The sequence below is a fragment of the Nocardia bhagyanarayanae genome (assembly GCF_006716565.1).
Classification (GTDB): domain Bacteria; phylum Actinomycetota; class Actinomycetes; order Mycobacteriales; family Mycobacteriaceae; genus Nocardia; species Nocardia bhagyanarayanae.
Map to the genome: position 1 here is coordinate 198867 of NZ_VFPG01000002.1, position 14600 is coordinate 213466.

15 protein-coding genes are annotated in these 14600 nt (G+C 68.3%); 6 read left to right on the forward strand and 9 right to left on the reverse strand.

The window, feature by feature from the left end; all coding sequences use genetic code 11:
* Nucleotides 1-7 precede the first annotated feature (7 nt).
* Nucleotides 8-2038: an NADPH-dependent 2,4-dienoyl-CoA reductase gene (locus FB390_RS27665; RefSeq protein ID WP_141812197.1), complete on the reverse strand. Its 2031-nt coding sequence runs from the start codon at nt 2036-2038 to the stop codon at nt 8-10.
* The gene (locus FB390_RS27670; RefSeq protein WP_141812198.1) at nt 2035-2613 is read right to left on the reverse strand and encodes a PadR family transcriptional regulator; all 579 of its coding nucleotides are present in this window, start codon (nt 2611-2613) and stop codon (nt 2035-2037) included. Before FB390_RS27670 ends, FB390_RS27665 begins: the two co-directional genes overlap by 4 nt.
* 172 nt (nt 2614-2785) lie before the next feature.
* On the opposite strand from FB390_RS27670, the gene FB390_RS27675 reads away from it, so the two are divergent.
* Nucleotides 2786-4108, forward strand: a complete 1323-nt coding sequence (locus tag FB390_RS27675) for an MFS transporter (RefSeq protein WP_141812199.1) — start codon at nt 2786-2788, stop codon at nt 4106-4108.
* Here the strand turns inward: FB390_RS27675 and FB390_RS27680 are convergent.
* A complete protein-coding gene (locus tag FB390_RS27680; protein ID WP_141812200.1) occupies nt 4105-5043 on the reverse strand; it encodes a hypothetical protein in 939 nt (312 codons plus the stop codon). The two genes, FB390_RS27675 and FB390_RS27680, sit on opposite strands and share 4 nt — an antisense overlap.
* A 66-nt stretch (nt 5044-5109) precedes the next feature.
* Entirely contained in the window at nt 5110-5730 is a 621-nt protein-coding gene (locus FB390_RS27685) for a TetR family transcriptional regulator (RefSeq protein WP_246124413.1), read from the reverse strand.
* A gap of 196 nt (nt 5731-5926) precedes the next feature.
* On the opposite strand from FB390_RS27685, the gene FB390_RS27690 reads away from it, so the two are divergent.
* The 3 genes from FB390_RS27690 to FB390_RS27700 are packed head-to-tail and all read left to right on the forward strand — an operon-like array spanning nt 5927 to nt 8461.
* Nucleotides 5927-6985, forward strand: coding sequence for a ferredoxin reductase (locus tag FB390_RS27690; protein ID WP_141812202.1), 1059 nt, complete (start codon nt 5927-5929; stop codon nt 6983-6985).
* A gap of 21 nt (nt 6986-7006) precedes the next feature.
* Nucleotides 7007-8155, forward strand: a complete 1149-nt coding sequence (locus tag FB390_RS27695) for a fatty acid desaturase family protein (protein ID WP_141812203.1) — start codon at nt 7007-7009, stop codon at nt 8153-8155.
* A 42-nt stretch (nt 8156-8197) separates the two neighbouring features.
* Nucleotides 8198-8461: a hypothetical protein gene (locus FB390_RS27700; protein WP_425465922.1), complete on the forward strand. Its 264-nt coding sequence runs from the start codon at nt 8198-8200 to the stop codon at nt 8459-8461.
* On the opposite strand, the gene FB390_RS27705 is transcribed toward FB390_RS27700, so the two are convergent.
* On the reverse strand, nt 8462-8992 hold the full coding sequence (locus FB390_RS27705) for a DUF4254 domain-containing protein (RefSeq protein ID WP_141812205.1): 531 nt from the start codon (nt 8990-8992) through the stop codon (nt 8462-8464).
* A gap of 386 nt (nt 8993-9378) precedes the next feature.
* Here FB390_RS27705 and FB390_RS27710 point away from each other — a divergent pair, with 386 nt between their 5' ends.
* Nucleotides 9379-9705, forward strand: a complete 327-nt coding sequence (locus FB390_RS27710; protein WP_141812206.1) for a hypothetical protein — start codon at nt 9379-9381, stop codon at nt 9703-9705.
* Nucleotides 9706-9918: 213 nt separating this feature from the next.
* On the opposite strand, the gene FB390_RS27715 is transcribed toward FB390_RS27710, so the two are convergent.
* The 4 genes from FB390_RS27715 to FB390_RS27730 form a co-directional block, all read right to left on the reverse strand.
* A complete protein-coding gene (locus FB390_RS27715; RefSeq protein WP_141812207.1) occupies nt 9919-11172 on the reverse strand; it encodes an MFS transporter in 1254 nt (417 codons plus the stop codon).
* A complete protein-coding gene (locus FB390_RS27720) occupies nt 11169-12329 on the reverse strand; it encodes a PLP-dependent cysteine synthase family protein (RefSeq protein ID WP_141812208.1) in 1161 nt (386 codons plus the stop codon). The genes FB390_RS27715 and FB390_RS27720 overlap by 4 nt, the downstream gene beginning before the upstream one ends.
* A 104-nt stretch (nt 12330-12433) precedes the next feature.
* Nucleotides 12434-12853 carry a putative copper homeostasis (lipo)protein LpqS gene (lpqS, locus tag FB390_RS27725; protein WP_141812209.1) on the reverse strand — a complete coding sequence of 140 codons (420 nt, stop codon included), beginning with the start codon at nt 12851-12853 and terminating at the stop codon, nt 12434-12436.
* Nucleotides 12854-13346: 493 nt separating this feature from the next.
* A complete protein-coding gene (locus tag FB390_RS27730; RefSeq protein WP_141812210.1) occupies nt 13347-13643 on the reverse strand; it encodes an excalibur calcium-binding domain-containing protein in 297 nt (98 codons plus the stop codon).
* Between the two features lie 233 nt (nt 13644-13876).
* Between FB390_RS27730 and FB390_RS27735 the strand changes: the two genes are divergently transcribed.
* Nucleotides 13877-14566, forward strand: a complete 690-nt coding sequence (locus tag FB390_RS27735) for a DUF4389 domain-containing protein (protein ID WP_425465923.1) — start codon at nt 13877-13879, stop codon at nt 14564-14566.
* The last annotated feature ends 34 nt before the right edge of the window (nt 14567-14600 follow it).

Sequence of the window (14600 nt, forward strand, 5' to 3'; positions counted from 1 at the left end):
GAGCCACTCAGAGCCTGGCCGCCAGGCGGGTGCCCTGATCGATCGCGCGCTTGGCGTCGAGTTCGGCGGCAAGCTCGGCGCCGCCGATCAGGTGCGGGGTGATTCCCGCCGCCCGCAGCGGCTCGACCAGCTCGCGCACCGACTCCTGACCCGCGCAGACCACCACGTTGTCCACCGGAATCAGTTGCGGGCGTTCGCGTTTCTCGCCGAAGCTGATGTGCAGCCCGTGGTCGTCGATGCGCTCGTAGTTCACGCCGCCGATCTGCTCGACGCCCTTGGCCTTCAGCGCGGCGCGGTGCACCCAGCCGGACGTTTTGCCGAGGTTCTTACCGAACGACGACGACTTGCGTTGCAACAGAACGACATCGCGAGCCGCGGGCGCGGGCCTCGGCGTGGTGAGCTGACCGGGCGCCTGCTCGTCGTTCGAGTCGACGCCCCACTCCTCTTTCCACTCGTCCAGCTTGAGCGCGGGGTGCCCCTCCACGGTGAGGAACTCGCTCACGTCGTAACCGATGCCGCCCGCGCCGATCACGGCGACGCGCTTGCCCACCGGCTTCTCCTCGCGCACCAGTTCGGCGTAGGAGAGCACCATGGGATGGTCGATGCCGGGAATGTTGGGGATACGCGGCCGCACGCCGGTGGCGAGCACCACCTCGTCGTAGCGGCCCGCGATGAGCTCGTCGGCGGTGACCCGTTTGTTGAGGTGCAACGTGACGCCGCGCACCTCGATCATCCTGCGGTAGTACCGGATGGATTCGTCGAACTCCTCCTTGCCGGGAATCCGCCGGGCGATGTCGAACTGGCCGCCGATCTTGTCGTCGGCCTCGAAAAGATCCACGCGGTGGCCGCGTTCGGCGAGATTCACCGCGGCGGAGAGCCCGGCCGGTCCCGCGCCGACCACGGCGATGCGCTTGCTGCGCCTGGTCGGCAGCAGCTTCAGCTCGGTCTCGTGGCCGGCGCGCGGGTTGAGCAGGCAGGACACCGTCTTGTGCTGGAACGCGTGGTCCAGGCAGGCCTGGTTGCAGGCGATGCAGGTGTTGATCTCGTCGACGCGGTCCTGCGCGGCCTTGTTCACCCACTCCGGGTCGGTGAGGAACGGGCGGGCCAGCGAAACCAGTTGCGCGTCACCGCGAGTCAGGATCTCCTCGGCGATCTCGGGCATGTTGATGCGATTCGACGCGCAGACCGGGATATTCACCTGCTTGGTGATCTTCGCGGTGAACTCGACGAAGGCCGCCCGCGGCACCGAGGTGACGATGGTGGGCACCCGCGCCTCGTGCCAGCCGATGTCGGTGTTGATGATGGTGACGCCCGCTCGCTCCAGTTCCTTGGCGAGCGCGACGATTTCGTCGAAGGTCTGCCCCTTCTCCACCAGCTCGGCCATGGACAGCCGGAACACGATGATGAAGTCCGGCCCCACCGCGGCGCGGATCCGGCGAACGATCTCCAGCGGCAGCCTGCGCCGGTTCTCGGCCGAGCCGCCCCACTTGTCGGTGCGCTTGTTGGTGCGCGGCGCGAGGAACTGGTTGATGAAATAGCCTTCACCGCCCATGATCTCGCAGCCGTCGTATCCGGCGAACTGGGCGAGCTTCGCGCAGCGCGCGTAGTCGGCGATGGTCTGCTCGATGCCGCGCGCGGAGAGGGCCCGTGGCCGGAAAGGGTTGATGGGCGCCTTGATCGAGGACGCCGAGACGCTGCCCGGCATGTAGGAGTAGCGGCCCGCGTGCAGGATCTGGATGGCGATCTTGCCGCCCTCGGCGTGCACCGCCTTGGTGATCGCGCGGTGGCGGTAGGCCTCGGTCTTGTTGGTCAGCTTGGCGCCGAAGGGCAGCAGCCAGCCGGTGCGGTTGGGCGCGTAGCCGCCGGTGATGATCAGCCCGACACCGCCGCGGGCGCGCTCGGCGAAGTAGGCGGCCAGCTTGTTGGTGTCCCAGGCGCGGTCCTCCAGGCCGGTGTGCATCGACCCCATGACAACGCGGTTGCGCAGCGTGGTGAAGCCGAGGTCCAGCGGCTCGAAAAGGTGGGGGAAGGAGCTCATGCCTCGCCTTTCTCCATCGGATCCGGGTGCGGGGCTGACGCATCCGGTCGCAGTGCTTGCAGTACTTCGTCGCACCATTCGACGAACCCGAGCTCGACGCGGATGCCGCCGCGCAGGACCAGGTACTGGTGCAGTGCCGTGCCGGAGAGCTGGTCCGGCGCGGCGAAGTCCTTCTTCTCGATGAGCCGGTAGACCTCGAGCCGCTGGGCGTGCTGATCGCGGTGCCTGGCCACCTCCGCGCACAGCGCGTCCAGGTCGCCGTAGGCCGCGCCGCGGATCTTGACCCCGAGTTCGCCGCGGGGGAGGTCGGTGTTGGAGGGCTCGGCGATCCAGCGGGCCAGTTCGGCGCGGCCCGCCTCGTTCACCGAGTAGACCTTCTTGTCCGGCTTGCCCTCCTGGGCCACCGATTCACTGTCCAGCCAGCCGGATTCCTCCATGCGTTTGAGCACGCGGTAGATCTGCTGGTGGGTCGCGCTCCAGAAGTAGCCGATGGACTTGTCGAACCGGCGCGCCAGCTCGTAGCCCGAACCGGCCCGCTCGGTCAGCGATACCAGCAATGCGTGCTCGAGGGCCATGTCGCCACGGTACTCGGTACAGTCGGTACTATGCAACTGGGTGCATAGAGCGGTTGACCGGGGCCGGCCACGGATGAGCGGGTCACCGCCCTCGGCATGTCCGGGTGACTTGTGTCGCCCCGGGGTCGGCTTTCGGCGGACTTCCTCGCGCCGCGCGGGTTACGCTGCGCGCATGACCGAGGTGGACGCGCGCGACACGATCGGGGATGCCGCCGGCCGCGGGCAGATCGTGGCCTGGGGGTTGTGGGACTGGGGTTCCTCGGCATTTCACGCCGTGATCCTCACGTTCGTGTTCTCGGTGTATCTCACCGACAAGGTCGGCGACGATCTGCCGGGCGGGATCTCGGCGAGCGCCTGGCTCGGCTGGGCGCTCGGGATCGCCGGTCTCGTCGTCGCGCTGACCGCGCCGATCAGCGGCCAGTGGTTCGACGCGGCCGCGAAACGCAAACGCTCCCTTGGCGTCCTGACCGTGTTGACCGTCCTCGCCATGGCCGGGATGTTCTTCGTGCACGACGACTACCGCGATCTGTGGCTCGGGCTGACGCTGCTCGCCTTCGGCTCCGCCGCCTTCGAGCTGGCCAACGTGCCGTACAACGCGATGCTGCGCCAGGTATCCACGCCCGAAACGGTCGGCCGCGTCTCCGGTTTCGGTTGGGCGATGGGCTATTTCGGCGGCATCTTCCTGCTGCTGATCTGCTACGTCGGCTTCATCGCCGGCGAAGGGGACAACCGAGGACTGTTCGGCATACCGACCGACGACGGGCTCAACATCCGGCTGGTGACCGTCCTCGCCGCGGTCTGGTTCGCCACGTTCGCGCTGCCCGTGCTGTTCGCGGTGCCCGAATTGCCGCGCACCAGCGCAGATCCCGGCGCGGCGAGTGTGGGGTTCTTCGGTTCCTACCGGGTGCTGTGGCGGGATCTGCGCGAGCTGTGGGCGGTCGACCGCCGCACCGTCTGGTTCCTGTTGGCCAGCGCGGTTTTCCGCGACGGGCTGGCGGGCGTCTTCACCTTCGGCGCGGTGCTGGCGGTGCGTGTCTACGGGATCGATGATTCCGATGTGCTGCTGTTCGGCGTCGCCGCGAACGTGGTCGCCGCGCTCGGGGCGATCGTCGCGGGCCGATTCGACGACCGGGTGGGGCCGAAAGCGGTGATCGTGACTTCGCTGGCCGCCATGCTGGTCTGCGGACTCGCACTGCTCGTGGTGTCGGGACCGCTCATGTTCTGGATATTCGGTCTGCTGCTGACCATCTTCGTCGGGCCGGCCCAGGCGTCGGCGCGGTCGTTCCTCGTCAGGTTGGCCCCGCCGGGGCGGGAAGGACAGCTGTTCGGCCTCTACACCACGACCGGCCGAGCCGTATCCTTCCTCGCCCCCTCGCTTTTCGGCCTGTTCGTCTGGGTGTTCGACGCCGACCGCGCCGGAATGGTCGGACTGGCCGTCGTCCTCGCGGCGGGTTTGGCGGTGCTGCTCCCGGTGCGCGCGCCCGACATGCGCTAGTTGATCCGGCCCTCCATGCCGCTGTAGATCTCGGTGGCCTCCGCGAAACCGCCGCCGATCAGCTCGGCCAGCGCCAGCGCCTCGTCACACTTGCGCAGCGACAGGCGCGTCCGGTCGTCGCCGCCGCTCAAGGCCTCGGCGTGTTCGGCCAGCCAGCCGCGCGCGGCGGTCGCGTCACCGGCGCCGACGAATCCGCCGATCACGTAGTTGGCGGTGATGGTGTCCTCGGTGCGCCAAGCGATCTCGGGGAACTGGGACGGCAGGTCACCGAGCAGCGGGCCGTTGCCGCCGAACCCGGCGGGCCAGCCGGTTCCGGCTTCCTCGGCCAGCGCGGTCGGCCAGACGACGCCGCGGTCCATCCAGCCCGGCAGCAGTCGCGCGGCGAATTCGACGAGGCAGAACTGGAGGTTGTTGCGCAAAAGGTCGGCGGCGTCGTGGGTTTCGGGGCTGTGCGGGTCGTCGACGGTCGGCTGGCCGGAGCGCAGCGCGAGTGCGGCCTGGCGCAGCAGGCGAATCTTCCACGCGATGTCGATGGCCAGGTCGTCGGCGCCGGGCAGGGTGCCGCTCATATCGGGCTCGGTTCGGGCGGCCAGCGCGGGATCGAACAGAGCGAGTTGCGCGCGGGCCAGCTCGTCCACCGTGCCGATGGTGCAATCCCGGTATCGCACAGCGGTTTCCGCCACCTCGGCGGGCGTCTCGGCCGTGATCAGGTACGGCCGTCCCCACACGTACAGCGCGGAGTCGAACTCGTCGTCTGCGACCTTCAGCGCGCCCAGCGCCCACGCCTTGGCCCGGAAGCGCACCCGCGCCTGCTCGACCGCCAAGGCGATCAGGTCGTCCAGATCGGCGTCGCCGCCGAGCCCGGCCAGGTACGGCAGGATCCGCTCCTCGGCGAGTCGCATGTCCAAGGCGTGAAAGCTGGTGTCGTAACCCATGTTCGGCACAGTACGGGACGCTGCGGGACGAGATCCGCGGTCGGTCCGCGTCGGTCGGGCGTTCGCCTACCGATCCTTGGGCGGCCACCAGTTGTCCATGCCGAGCGCGATCAGCCGGACCTTCTGCACCGTGCGGTCGACGATGGTTCGCTGATCGCGCTCCTCGGCCGCGACATACGCGGCGATCCCGTCGGCGACGGTGCCGACCAGCAGGTCCGCGGCGATCTCCAGATCCCGAGGGCTCCAGTCGTCCAGCGCCCGCACCCGGGACAGGTCGGCCACCAGCTCGCGCACGATCAGCTGGAGTTCCAGCGCGATGGCTTTGCGCAGCGCCGCCGAGCCGCCGTGGCGTTCGCGAGTGAGGAAGCCGAACACCGCGCGTTTGGCCGCCACCTGGTCGAAGACGAACCGCACCGTGTCGGCGATGCTGGCCTCGGGATTGCGCCGGACCTCGCGCAGCGCCAGCCGCAGCGCGGTCACGCCCTGGTCGACGAGGGTCGCGCCGAGGTCGTCGAGCGAGGCGAAGTGGCGGTAGAAGGCCGTCGGCACGATCCCGGCGGAGCGCGCGATCTCACGCAGGCTCAGCGCGGCGAAACCGCGGTCGGCGGCCAGTTCCAGGGTGCCGTCGACCAGGGCCTGCCGTGTGCGCTCCTTGCGCTCGATCCGGGTTGCTGCCTGCTCGCTCATCACGGTGAGCATACATCCGTTCACCATTCGCTCATCCAAGAGGTGTAGTTCGGGTCACACGAATTGCCGGTTGACACTGGACCCTGCCTATCGGTCACACTGGATGAGTGTACAGGCGTGCGCTGAAATTTGATCAAGTGACAGTCGGCACGCCGCAGCCATGACCCACCGAACAAACAGAGGTACGGAGAACCGAATGGTGGATCTCATCGACCTGGTGCAGACCCTGACCACGCCCCATCCGCTCGACCGGTACCTGGAACTAGTGCGTCCCACGCTGACCGTCCGGCAGATGCGCGCCGAGATCACCCACGTGCGCCGCTCGGTGCCCGGCTCGGTGACGCTCACCCTGCGCCCGACCCGGCAGTGGCGCGGCCACGCCGCGGGCCAGTACGTCCAGATCGGCGTGGTGATCGACGGCGTCCGGCACACGAGGTGCTACTCGCCGGTGAATCCGGAAGGACGCCGCGACCGGCACATCCAGCTCACGGTCAAGGCGCATCCCGGGGGCCTGGTGTCGCAGTACCTGCACGAGAACGCCGTGCCCGGCATGGTGGTCGACCTGAGCCCGGCGGCCGGCGTGTTCCGGCTGCCCGAGGTCCGCCCCGACCGGGTGGTGCTGATCAGCGGCGGCAGCGGTATCACGCCGGTGCTGTCGATGATGCGGACCCTCGCCGACGAGGGCTATCCCGGCGAACTGACCTTCCTGCACTACGCCCGTTCGCCGGAGGCGGTGCCGCACCGCGCCGAGCTGGAGGCCATCGCCGAGCGGAACCCGCGTTTCCGCATCGAACTGCGCTATCCGGAGCAGGGCGGCGGCCCGTTCGACTACGACGAACTCGAGCGCGTCGCGCCCTGGTTCGCCGAGGCGCAGACCTACGTGTGCGGCCCGCCGCCGCTGATGGACGCGGTGCGCAAGGTCTACGAGGCCGAGGAACTGGCCGACCGGCTGCACTCCGAGGAGTTCACGCTCTCGACCACCCCCGTCGAAGCGGACGAGGTGCACGGCTCGACGAGGTTTTCGGCCAGCGGGGCGCGCGCCGAGAACACCGGTACCAGCCTGCTGGAGCAGGCCGAGGCCGCGGGCCTGACCCCGGAGTACGGCTGCCGCATGGGTATCTGCTTCTCCTGCACCGCCGTTCGCCGCTCCGGCTGCACGCGCAACCTGCGCACCGGTGAGACCGACAGCGATCCCGACCAGCCCATCCAGCTCTGCGTCAGCGCCGCGGTGGGCGACGTCGACATCGAAATCTAGAAAGACACAAGGGGACTGACAATGACCATTCTGACCGAGACCAAGGACGGACCGCTGGTCCTGACTCCCGACCAGGTCGAGGAGCTGGGCAAGGCGCTCGACGAACTGCGCGACCGCGTCGTCGCCGATCTCGGCGAGCGCGACCGCGAGTACATCTACTCGATCATCAAGGCGCAGCGCGGTTTCGAGATCGCCGGGCGCGGCATGATGTATCTGGGCTTCCTGCCTCCGGTGTGGCTGGCCGCGGTCGCCGCACTGAGCGTGTCGAAGATCTTGGACAACATGGAGATCGGCCACAACGTCATGCACGGCCAGTACGACTGGATGCGTGAGCCCGGCCTGAATTCCCGTGAGTTCGAGTGGGATACGGTCTGCCCGGCCGACCAGTGGAAGCACTCGCACAACTACATGCACCACACCTACACCAACATCCACGGCATGGACCGCGACATCGGCTACGGCATCCTGCGAATGGACGAGGGCCAGAAGTGGAACCCCTACTACCTGGGCAACCCACTGTGGGCGTTCCTGCTGATGGTGTTCTTCGAGTGGGGCGTGATGCTGCACGACGCCGAGGCCGAAAACATCATCCAGGGCAAGCGCAAGTGGTCGGACCTCAAGCCGCTGGTCAAGGGCTGGTGGCGTAAGGCGGGCCGCCAGGCGCTCAAGGACTACGTGGTGTTCCCCGCGCTGACCGGTCCGCTGTTCCTCAGCACGCTGGCCGGCAACGCCGCGGCCAACCTGGTGCGCAACGTCTGGGCCTACTCGATCATCTTCTGCGGCCACTTCCCTTCCGGCGTACAGACGTTCACCGAGGAGGAGACCGCCGAGGAGACCCGCGGCGAGTGGTATGTCCGGCAGATGCTCGGCTCGGCGAACATCTCCGGCGGCAAGCTGTTCCACATCATGAGCGGCAATCTGTCGCACCAGATCGAACACCACCTGTTCCCCGACATCCCCGCCAACCGCTATCCGGAGATCGCGCCGGAGGTGCGGGCGCTGTGTGAGAAGTACGGATTGCCGTACCACACCGGCCCGTTGAGCAAGCAGATCGGCGATGTGTGGCTGAAGATTTTCAAGCTGGCGCTGCCGCCGCGCTTCACGAAGAACCCGTCATCTGCCGGTGTTATCGTGATGCGTCAGCGGAAGGCGACCGAAGTGGGCGTGTGAATGATCGGGAAATTCGAAAGCAACAAGGATTTGATTCAAGAATTGACGGCCTCCGGTGCCAGGCACGTCGGAAATATCGCGACGATCATCACCGGAACCGTCCAGGAGGTCACTCGGGAGATCGGTGAGTGGATCACCGACGCGATCGAGATGAACGAGGCGGCCGCCGCGGCGCGCAAGGATGCCGCCGTTCAGCGGGAAGCGCCGCTGGACGAGGTCCCCGACGAGCCCGAGCCCACGGCCGAGCCGGGCTCCGCCTTCGTCGAGGCCGAGGTCGTCGAGTCCGACCTCGACGACCGCCGCTGATCACCACACCGGCAGCCTGCGCCGGTGCTCGGCGACATCGGTGATCAGGTCCTGATAGCCGTCGGCCAGCTCGGCGAGCCGCGTCCACAGCAGGTGGGCTTCCCCGTCCACCCGCGGTGGCTGCGCCGCCGAGCCGGTCACGCTCAAAGCCTGTTGTGCCGCAGTCCATTTCGCCGCCATTCGATCGATGACCGCGCCCAGTGTCTCGGTGTGCAGCGAGGCGCCCGTGCGGTGCGCGACGTTGCTCGCCACCCAGTCGTTGATCCGGCCGACCAGCTCGGCGCGGCGCTCGTCGATGTCCTCCACCAGCTGACTGCACGCCGCGACGCGACCGCTGGTGGCGTCCGGCGCGTGCGCTGCGGCCAGTGCCCGGTGCCTGCGCTCATGGCATTCGACCAGCTCGCGGGCCGCGGCTAGGACTCGGTGCTTCCGGCGATTCGGGTCGTCGGCTTCGCGAAACGCGCGCAACAGCGCTGATCGCGGTGGCAGCTCGCCGGCTCCGATACGGCTTCCTGCGTATTCGGTAGGCATGGTGCACGCCCCTGCGGTAACGATCCGACATGGATACGCCAGGGCCGAGGGGGATTTCGGGGAGGGGCACCCCTCGGCTCCGGCGCAGCCCCGAGCCCGGACGCCCCCCACACAGTCCACCAGCACGGCAAAGAAACCGGGAAATCCGCGACGATGCGATGAGGAAGACGGCCCGAGAAATCGGGACACTTTCAGGAAAGCGCGATAGTCGAATCGGCGCAACCGAATGGTCGGAAAATCCGTGTGCCAGCCGGAAATCGTTATCGTCCGTTACGGGGCGGTCACACGAAATCTATCTTTGCCCAAGGTGAACTGGGCGATTGGCGCATCTCCAGTTATCGCCGCGGCGCGGCGGCTGCGCACCCCGGTGCGATGGACTAGCCTCGATGTTCGTGCCCGCCTATGTGTCATCGCCGGAGCTGACATTCGGCTTCATGTTCTCGCTGGAAGACCCCGAGCGAATTGCTGAAGTCGTCCGCAACCTCATCGTTCGCAAGACGGTCTCGGTTTTCCGGCTCGCACGTCTGTCCGATGACGACGGCCCGCCGGAGCGCTACGTGGTCAACTGGGGCGCCATCCCGCAGATCAACATCACCACCAGCGCGCCCGACCCAGAGGAACTGCGGGTCAACCGGATCATGCTGGTCAACGCGTTCCTCAGCGAGGAGGGCGAGGTCAGTTTGTACTCCGCGCAGGGACAGGCGCCGAGTTAGTCCCTTCCGCCGAATCGCACGCCTGTGCGCCGGTTCGGCTGCTGCCCGACGGGGCCGCGGGCGTTGAGCGGGTATCGCGTCCGCAGCCCGAGCATCGGCCGCTCAGCCAGGCCGAGATACCGGATCGGCGGAGGGAGGCGGCGGGCGGCCGCGCCGATGTTGGATACCCGCCTCGCAGGGGCGGTGACACCCCTGCGAGGAGCGCGTGCGGCATTACACCGTCGCCGCCGCCTCGGGAACCGGTGCGTTCAGGCGACCGGAGCGGGCGAGTCCGTACAGTCCGGCGGCGGACGCGGCGCCGATGGCGATCAGGGCGGCCCAGGCCAGGGAACTCAATCCGGCGGAGCGGGCCGCGTCCAGGACCGTTCCGGTGCCGAGGTTGCCGAGTAGGATGCCGGTGCCGACGATCGTGTTGTAGAGACCGTAGTGGGTGGCGACCAAGCGGTCGCCACAGAGCGCGACCACGGTGTCCATTTCGAACGGGAAGACCGCGGCCGCACCGACACCCAGCACCGCGGCGGTCAGCAGCATCGCGCCGACCGCCGTCGGCACGCCGAGCGCGGTGCCCGGGACGAGCAGCAGCGGAACGAACGCCGCCGCCAGAATCGCCATGCCGAGGACGAGGCTGTGCGGGCGGCCCCACCGGGCGGCGAACCAGCGGGTGATGCGCAGCTGTCCGGCGATGGCGATCACGCCGGAGACCACGAACACCGCCGTCATGAGCGCGGTCGCCGACCCTTCGCCGACGACGCGGGCGGCCTGCATCGGCAGCGCCAGATACACCTGGAACGAGAGCACGTAGCAGCCGATCATCGCCGCCGAGAACAGCAGGAACGGGCGATTGGCCAGCACCACGCGCCAATCCTCGAGCACCGACGCCGTTTTCGGCTCCGCCCGGTGCTGCGGCAGTGCGCGCAACTGGGCGACGGTGAGCAGGGCGAACACCGCGGCAGCGCCAGCGGCGGTGACCTGGAAATCGAACGCCATCAACGCGAGACCGAGGATCGGCCCGAACAGGATGCCCGCCTGATAGAAGATGTTGAACACCGCGAACGCCTCGACCCGTCGTTCGCCGGAATCCACGGCGAGGTACGCGCGCACCGCCGGATTGAACAGCGCGCCCGCGAATCCCGTTGCGGCCGAGGCGATCAGCAGCGCGGGCAGCGAGTCGGCGAACGCGAGCAGTGTGAAACCGCCGGTGCGCAGCAGACATCCGGCCACGATCAGCGGTTTGTAACCGAGCCGGTCGGCCAGAGTGCCGCCGACCAGGAACATTCCCTGCTGGGAGAAGTTCCTGATGCCGAGCACCAGGCCGATCGCCCACGCCGCGAGGCCGAGCGTGCCCGCCATGTACCCGGCCAGGTAGGGCATGAGCATGAAGAAGCCGGTGTTGATGGCGAACTGGTTCACCATCAGCACCCGGCTGGGTCTGCCGAAACTGCGGTAGGTCGCGTAGACGTCCTTCATCGGGTGCCCTCCGGTGCGGTGGTCTCGGGCCGTCCGGTCGTCGTCGGATCGTGCCGGTGCTGTTTCGGGTCGAGCACGGTCGTGCAGCGGGTCCACGAGTCGACCACTGCCGCGTATGGATGCGCGATCGTCGCGGGTTCGGTCGGCGCGGCGCCGAGCAGTCCGTGCTCCCGGCAGTAGGCGTCGTTGTAGACGGTGTCGAAGTAGCGCAGCGGACCGTCCGGGAAGACGGCGGCGATGCGCGCGTCCGGCTCACCTGTGCGGGCCAGCCAGCCCGCGACCAGCGCCACCGCGCCGACGCTCCACCCGCCGCTGGCGTGATGGGTCGCGGCAAGCGTGCGGCAGGCCCACACCGCTTCGGCGGGCGCGACCCAGTGGATCTCGTCGAACGCCGGATAGTCGACGTTCTCCGGATGAATGCTCGAGCCGAGCCCGCGCATCAGCCGCGGCCCGGCGGGTTGGCCGAAGATGGTCGACGCGACGGTGTCCACGCCGACCAGACGCAGATGCGGGAAATAGCGCCGCAGTGCGCGGGCGATGCCGGAGGAGTGTCCGCCGGTGCCCACCGAGCACACCAGCACGTCGATCCGGCCGAGTTGCGCGACGAGTTCCACGGCCAGCGATTCGTACGCGGCGCGGTTGTCGGGGTTGCGGTACTGGTCGGGGCACCAGGCGCGCGGGTCGGCGGCCAGCAGTTCGGCGACGCGGTCGCGGCGGGCCTGTTGCCACCCTCCGGTGGGATGCGGTTCGGTGACCATCTCCACCCGGGCGCCGTAGGCGGCGAGCATGTGCTGCATGAGCGGTTCGAGGCCAGGATCGGTGACCAGGGTGACGGGGTGGCGGTGCACCATCCCGGCCAGGGCGAGACCGAGACCGAGGGTGCCGCTGGTGGATTCGACGATCGGCGCGCCGGGCGCGAGCTCACCCCGGGCGGCGGCGCGTTCGACCATGTGCAGCGCGGGCCGGTCCTTCATGCCGCCCGGATTCGCGCCCTCGAGCTTGGCCCAGAATCCCCGGCCCGCGGGCGCGAGCGGTTCGGTGATCCAGAGGACCGGGGTGTTGCCGACCATGGTGGCCGGGCGCGGGCAGCGGTTGGCGGTGGTGAGCAGGCTTGCCGGGCTCGGCAGCGGATCCGTTTCGAGCAGTGCTGAAGACATGGGGATGCATCGATTCTGTGCGGTCGCTGTGGCAGCGAGGGTGTGGTGCGGGAACGCACGAACACCGGCCGGGCCCCGGCAGGCCACGACCTGACGCTGACCGATCAGTTCCGATCGATGCCGAATCGAATGAGCAGCTCCCGGCCGCCACCGACCGGAAGGGCGGCCGCGGGCGGCGCGCGCGGACCGATGCCGAGATACGCGGCCATCGACAGCACCAGCAGCGAAGCGATGCCGACGAGCAGCAACTCCTGTAGCGACGGGCCGGAGCGCGGAAGGGTCGCGATCATCGCGTCGGGGGACAGGTGCTGCTCCGGTTCGGCGGCGTGCTGGTGCAGATCGGCCGCGGCCCACGGCACCACCTGCGAGGAGACGCCGGGCCCGGACGATTCGATATGCGCGTGAATCGTCGCGGCGGGGGTGAACAGGTGACAATCCGGCAGCGCCAAGGCGAGCGCCCACGCGGCGAACGCGACGGCGACCACCGCCCGCATACCGGCCCCCCGTATCGCACCGAACGTCACGTCTGCCGATAGTACAAGCCGTACGCACCGGGCCGGTCAGGCGCGGGATCGATGCGGAGGCACAGGGTCCGGTTCAGCGCCGACGCCGAGCGTTGGAGTGCTGGTGGCCATCGAGGTTGTATCTACCGCCCTGCGTATCGCGGGTTCGGCGCGCCATGGCGCGGGTGTCCGATTACCGCCGGCACATTGCCTCCGGCGGTGCGGCCAGGAGGTAGGTGGTATCGAGCGATTGCGTCGCCGACCGCCTCGTGTACCGCTGGGTGGAGCGTCCGCGTGACCCCACGGCACGATCGCCGGTCTCGTCGCGGTTGGTGGACCGAGTTGTGCGTCGGGGTCGCGCGCCAGGGCGAGGACCCGAGCCTTCGATTCGGTTGATTCATCTGCCGGGGATCGATCCGCGGGTGCGCGGCGCGGTAGTCGAGGCCGAGCGAAGTGCGCCCCGGCTGCCGAGGACGGTGCAGCGCCGAGCAGGGACCTTCCGGCGCGGATCGGTTCAGCCGCGGGGTGCGGTGGTGGGGCGCACGAGGCAGGCGACCCCGTCCTCTTTGCCGTCGAGGCGGTCCAGTTGCACCGAGTAGCCGGGGTCCTGGCGGCGCAGCGGTGCTTTGCCCGCCGCCCAGGCGTCCTCGCAGTTGCGGAAGGCCGCGGCACTCGTGGTGGTCGCGGTGGCGACCGGTCCGGACGAGGAGTGGCGCCGCTTCTTGCTCGAACCACAGCCGGTCACCGAGACGGCGAGCACGGCGATCAGCAGCAGGCCGACGACTAGCACGACGGGCCGAGAGTTACGCATATGAATTCCCCCCGAAGACAATGGTTTTCGATCCAAACGCCAGCCAGTATCACGGCCGCGATCGCCTTTCGCAACATCGCGACGCGGGCTGGACGGTCGTTTTTGTTGGCGTGTCGGTACCGCATCGTGGCCTTACCGGCGGAGCGGTGCCGGACAATTATGAGATACCTCACAGGGGCGCTGTGAAATTCAAGCCCGGGTGGGCTGTGCGCAGCCCGGAAGGAGCGTCGATCATGGAAATGGAACTCGAGAAGCCGGCGGCCGCCGTGAATCCGGTCCGCGTCCGAGGGGATCTCGATCCCGGTCTGTCGCGGTGGATGTGGCTGGTGAAGTGGATTCTGGCCATCCCGCACTACATCGTGCTGTTCTTCCTGCACATCGCGTACTTCGTGGTGTCCGTCATCGCCTTCTTCGCGATCCTGTTCACCGGTAGGTATCCGCGCGGGCTGTTCGACTTCAATGTCGGTGTCATGCGCTGGAATTGGCGCGTCGGTTTCTACTCGCTGACCGTGCTCGGCACCGACAAATATCCGCCGTTCCATTTGCGGCCGGACGCGGACTATCCCGCCGATCTGGAGGTCGACTATCCCGAAACCCTGCACCGCGGCCTGGTTTTGATCAAATGGTGGCTGCTCGCCATTCCACACTATTTGATCATCGGCGCGCTGATGAGCGGCGCGGTCGGCACCGCCATGCAGGACAACGGCTCCGACGCCTGGAACGTAATGCTGGCCTGGCCGGTGATCTACCTGCTTCTGGTGGTGGCGTTGATCGCGCTGCTGTTCACCGCGGTCTACCCGAAAGGCCTGTTCGACTTCGTCGTCGGCATCAACCGATGGGCCATCCGGGTGCAGGCCTACGCCTCGCTGATGCGTGACGAATACCCGCCGTTCCGGCTCGACCAGGGGCCGCGCGAACCGTAGCCCCCGATCAACCGGCTACCCCCGAATCCGCCCG

Bases quoted from the DNA above. Each gene is read 5' to 3' on its own strand.
- FB390_RS27675 (WP_141812199.1), top strand. From the start codon at position 2,786: ATGACCGAGGTGGACGCGCGCGACACGATCGGGGATGCCGCCGGCCGC.
- FB390_RS27680 (WP_141812200.1), bottom strand. From the start codon at position 5,043: ATGGGTTACGACACCAGCTTTCACGCCTTGGACATGCGACTCGCCGAG.
- FB390_RS27695 (WP_141812203.1), top strand. From the start codon at position 7,007: ATGACCATTCTGACCGAGACCAAGGACGGACCGCTGGTCCTGACTCCC.
- FB390_RS27665 (WP_141812197.1), bottom strand. From the start codon at position 2,038: ATGAGCTCCTTCCCCCACCTTTTCGAGCCGCTGGACCTCGGCTTCACC.
- FB390_RS27720 (WP_141812208.1), bottom strand. From the start codon at position 12,329: ATGTCTTCAGCACTGCTCGAAACGGATCCGCTGCCGAGCCCGGCAAGC.
- FB390_RS27715 (WP_141812207.1), bottom strand. From the start codon at position 11,172: ATGAAGGACGTCTACGCGACCTACCGCAGTTTCGGCAGACCCAGCCGG.
- FB390_RS27705 (WP_141812205.1), bottom strand. From the start codon at position 8,992: ATGCCTACCGAATACGCAGGAAGCCGTATCGGAGCCGGCGAGCTGCCA.
- FB390_RS27735 (WP_425465923.1), top strand. From the start codon at position 13,877: ATGGAAATGGAACTCGAGAAGCCGGCGGCCGCCGTGAATCCGGTCCGC.
- FB390_RS27710 (WP_141812206.1), top strand. From the start codon at position 9,379: ATGTTCGTGCCCGCCTATGTGTCATCGCCGGAGCTGACATTCGGCTTC.
- FB390_RS27685 (WP_246124413.1), bottom strand. From the start codon at position 5,730: ATGAGCGAGCAGGCAGCAACCCGGATCGAGCGCAAGGAGCGCACACGG.
- FB390_RS27730 (WP_141812210.1), bottom strand. From the start codon at position 13,643: ATGCGTAACTCTCGGCCCGTCGTGCTAGTCGTCGGCCTGCTGCTGATC.
- FB390_RS27690 (WP_141812202.1), top strand. From the start codon at position 5,927: ATGGTGGATCTCATCGACCTGGTGCAGACCCTGACCACGCCCCATCCG.
- FB390_RS27670 (WP_141812198.1), bottom strand. From the start codon at position 2,613: ATGGCCCTCGAGCACGCATTGCTGGTATCGCTGACCGAGCGGGCCGGT.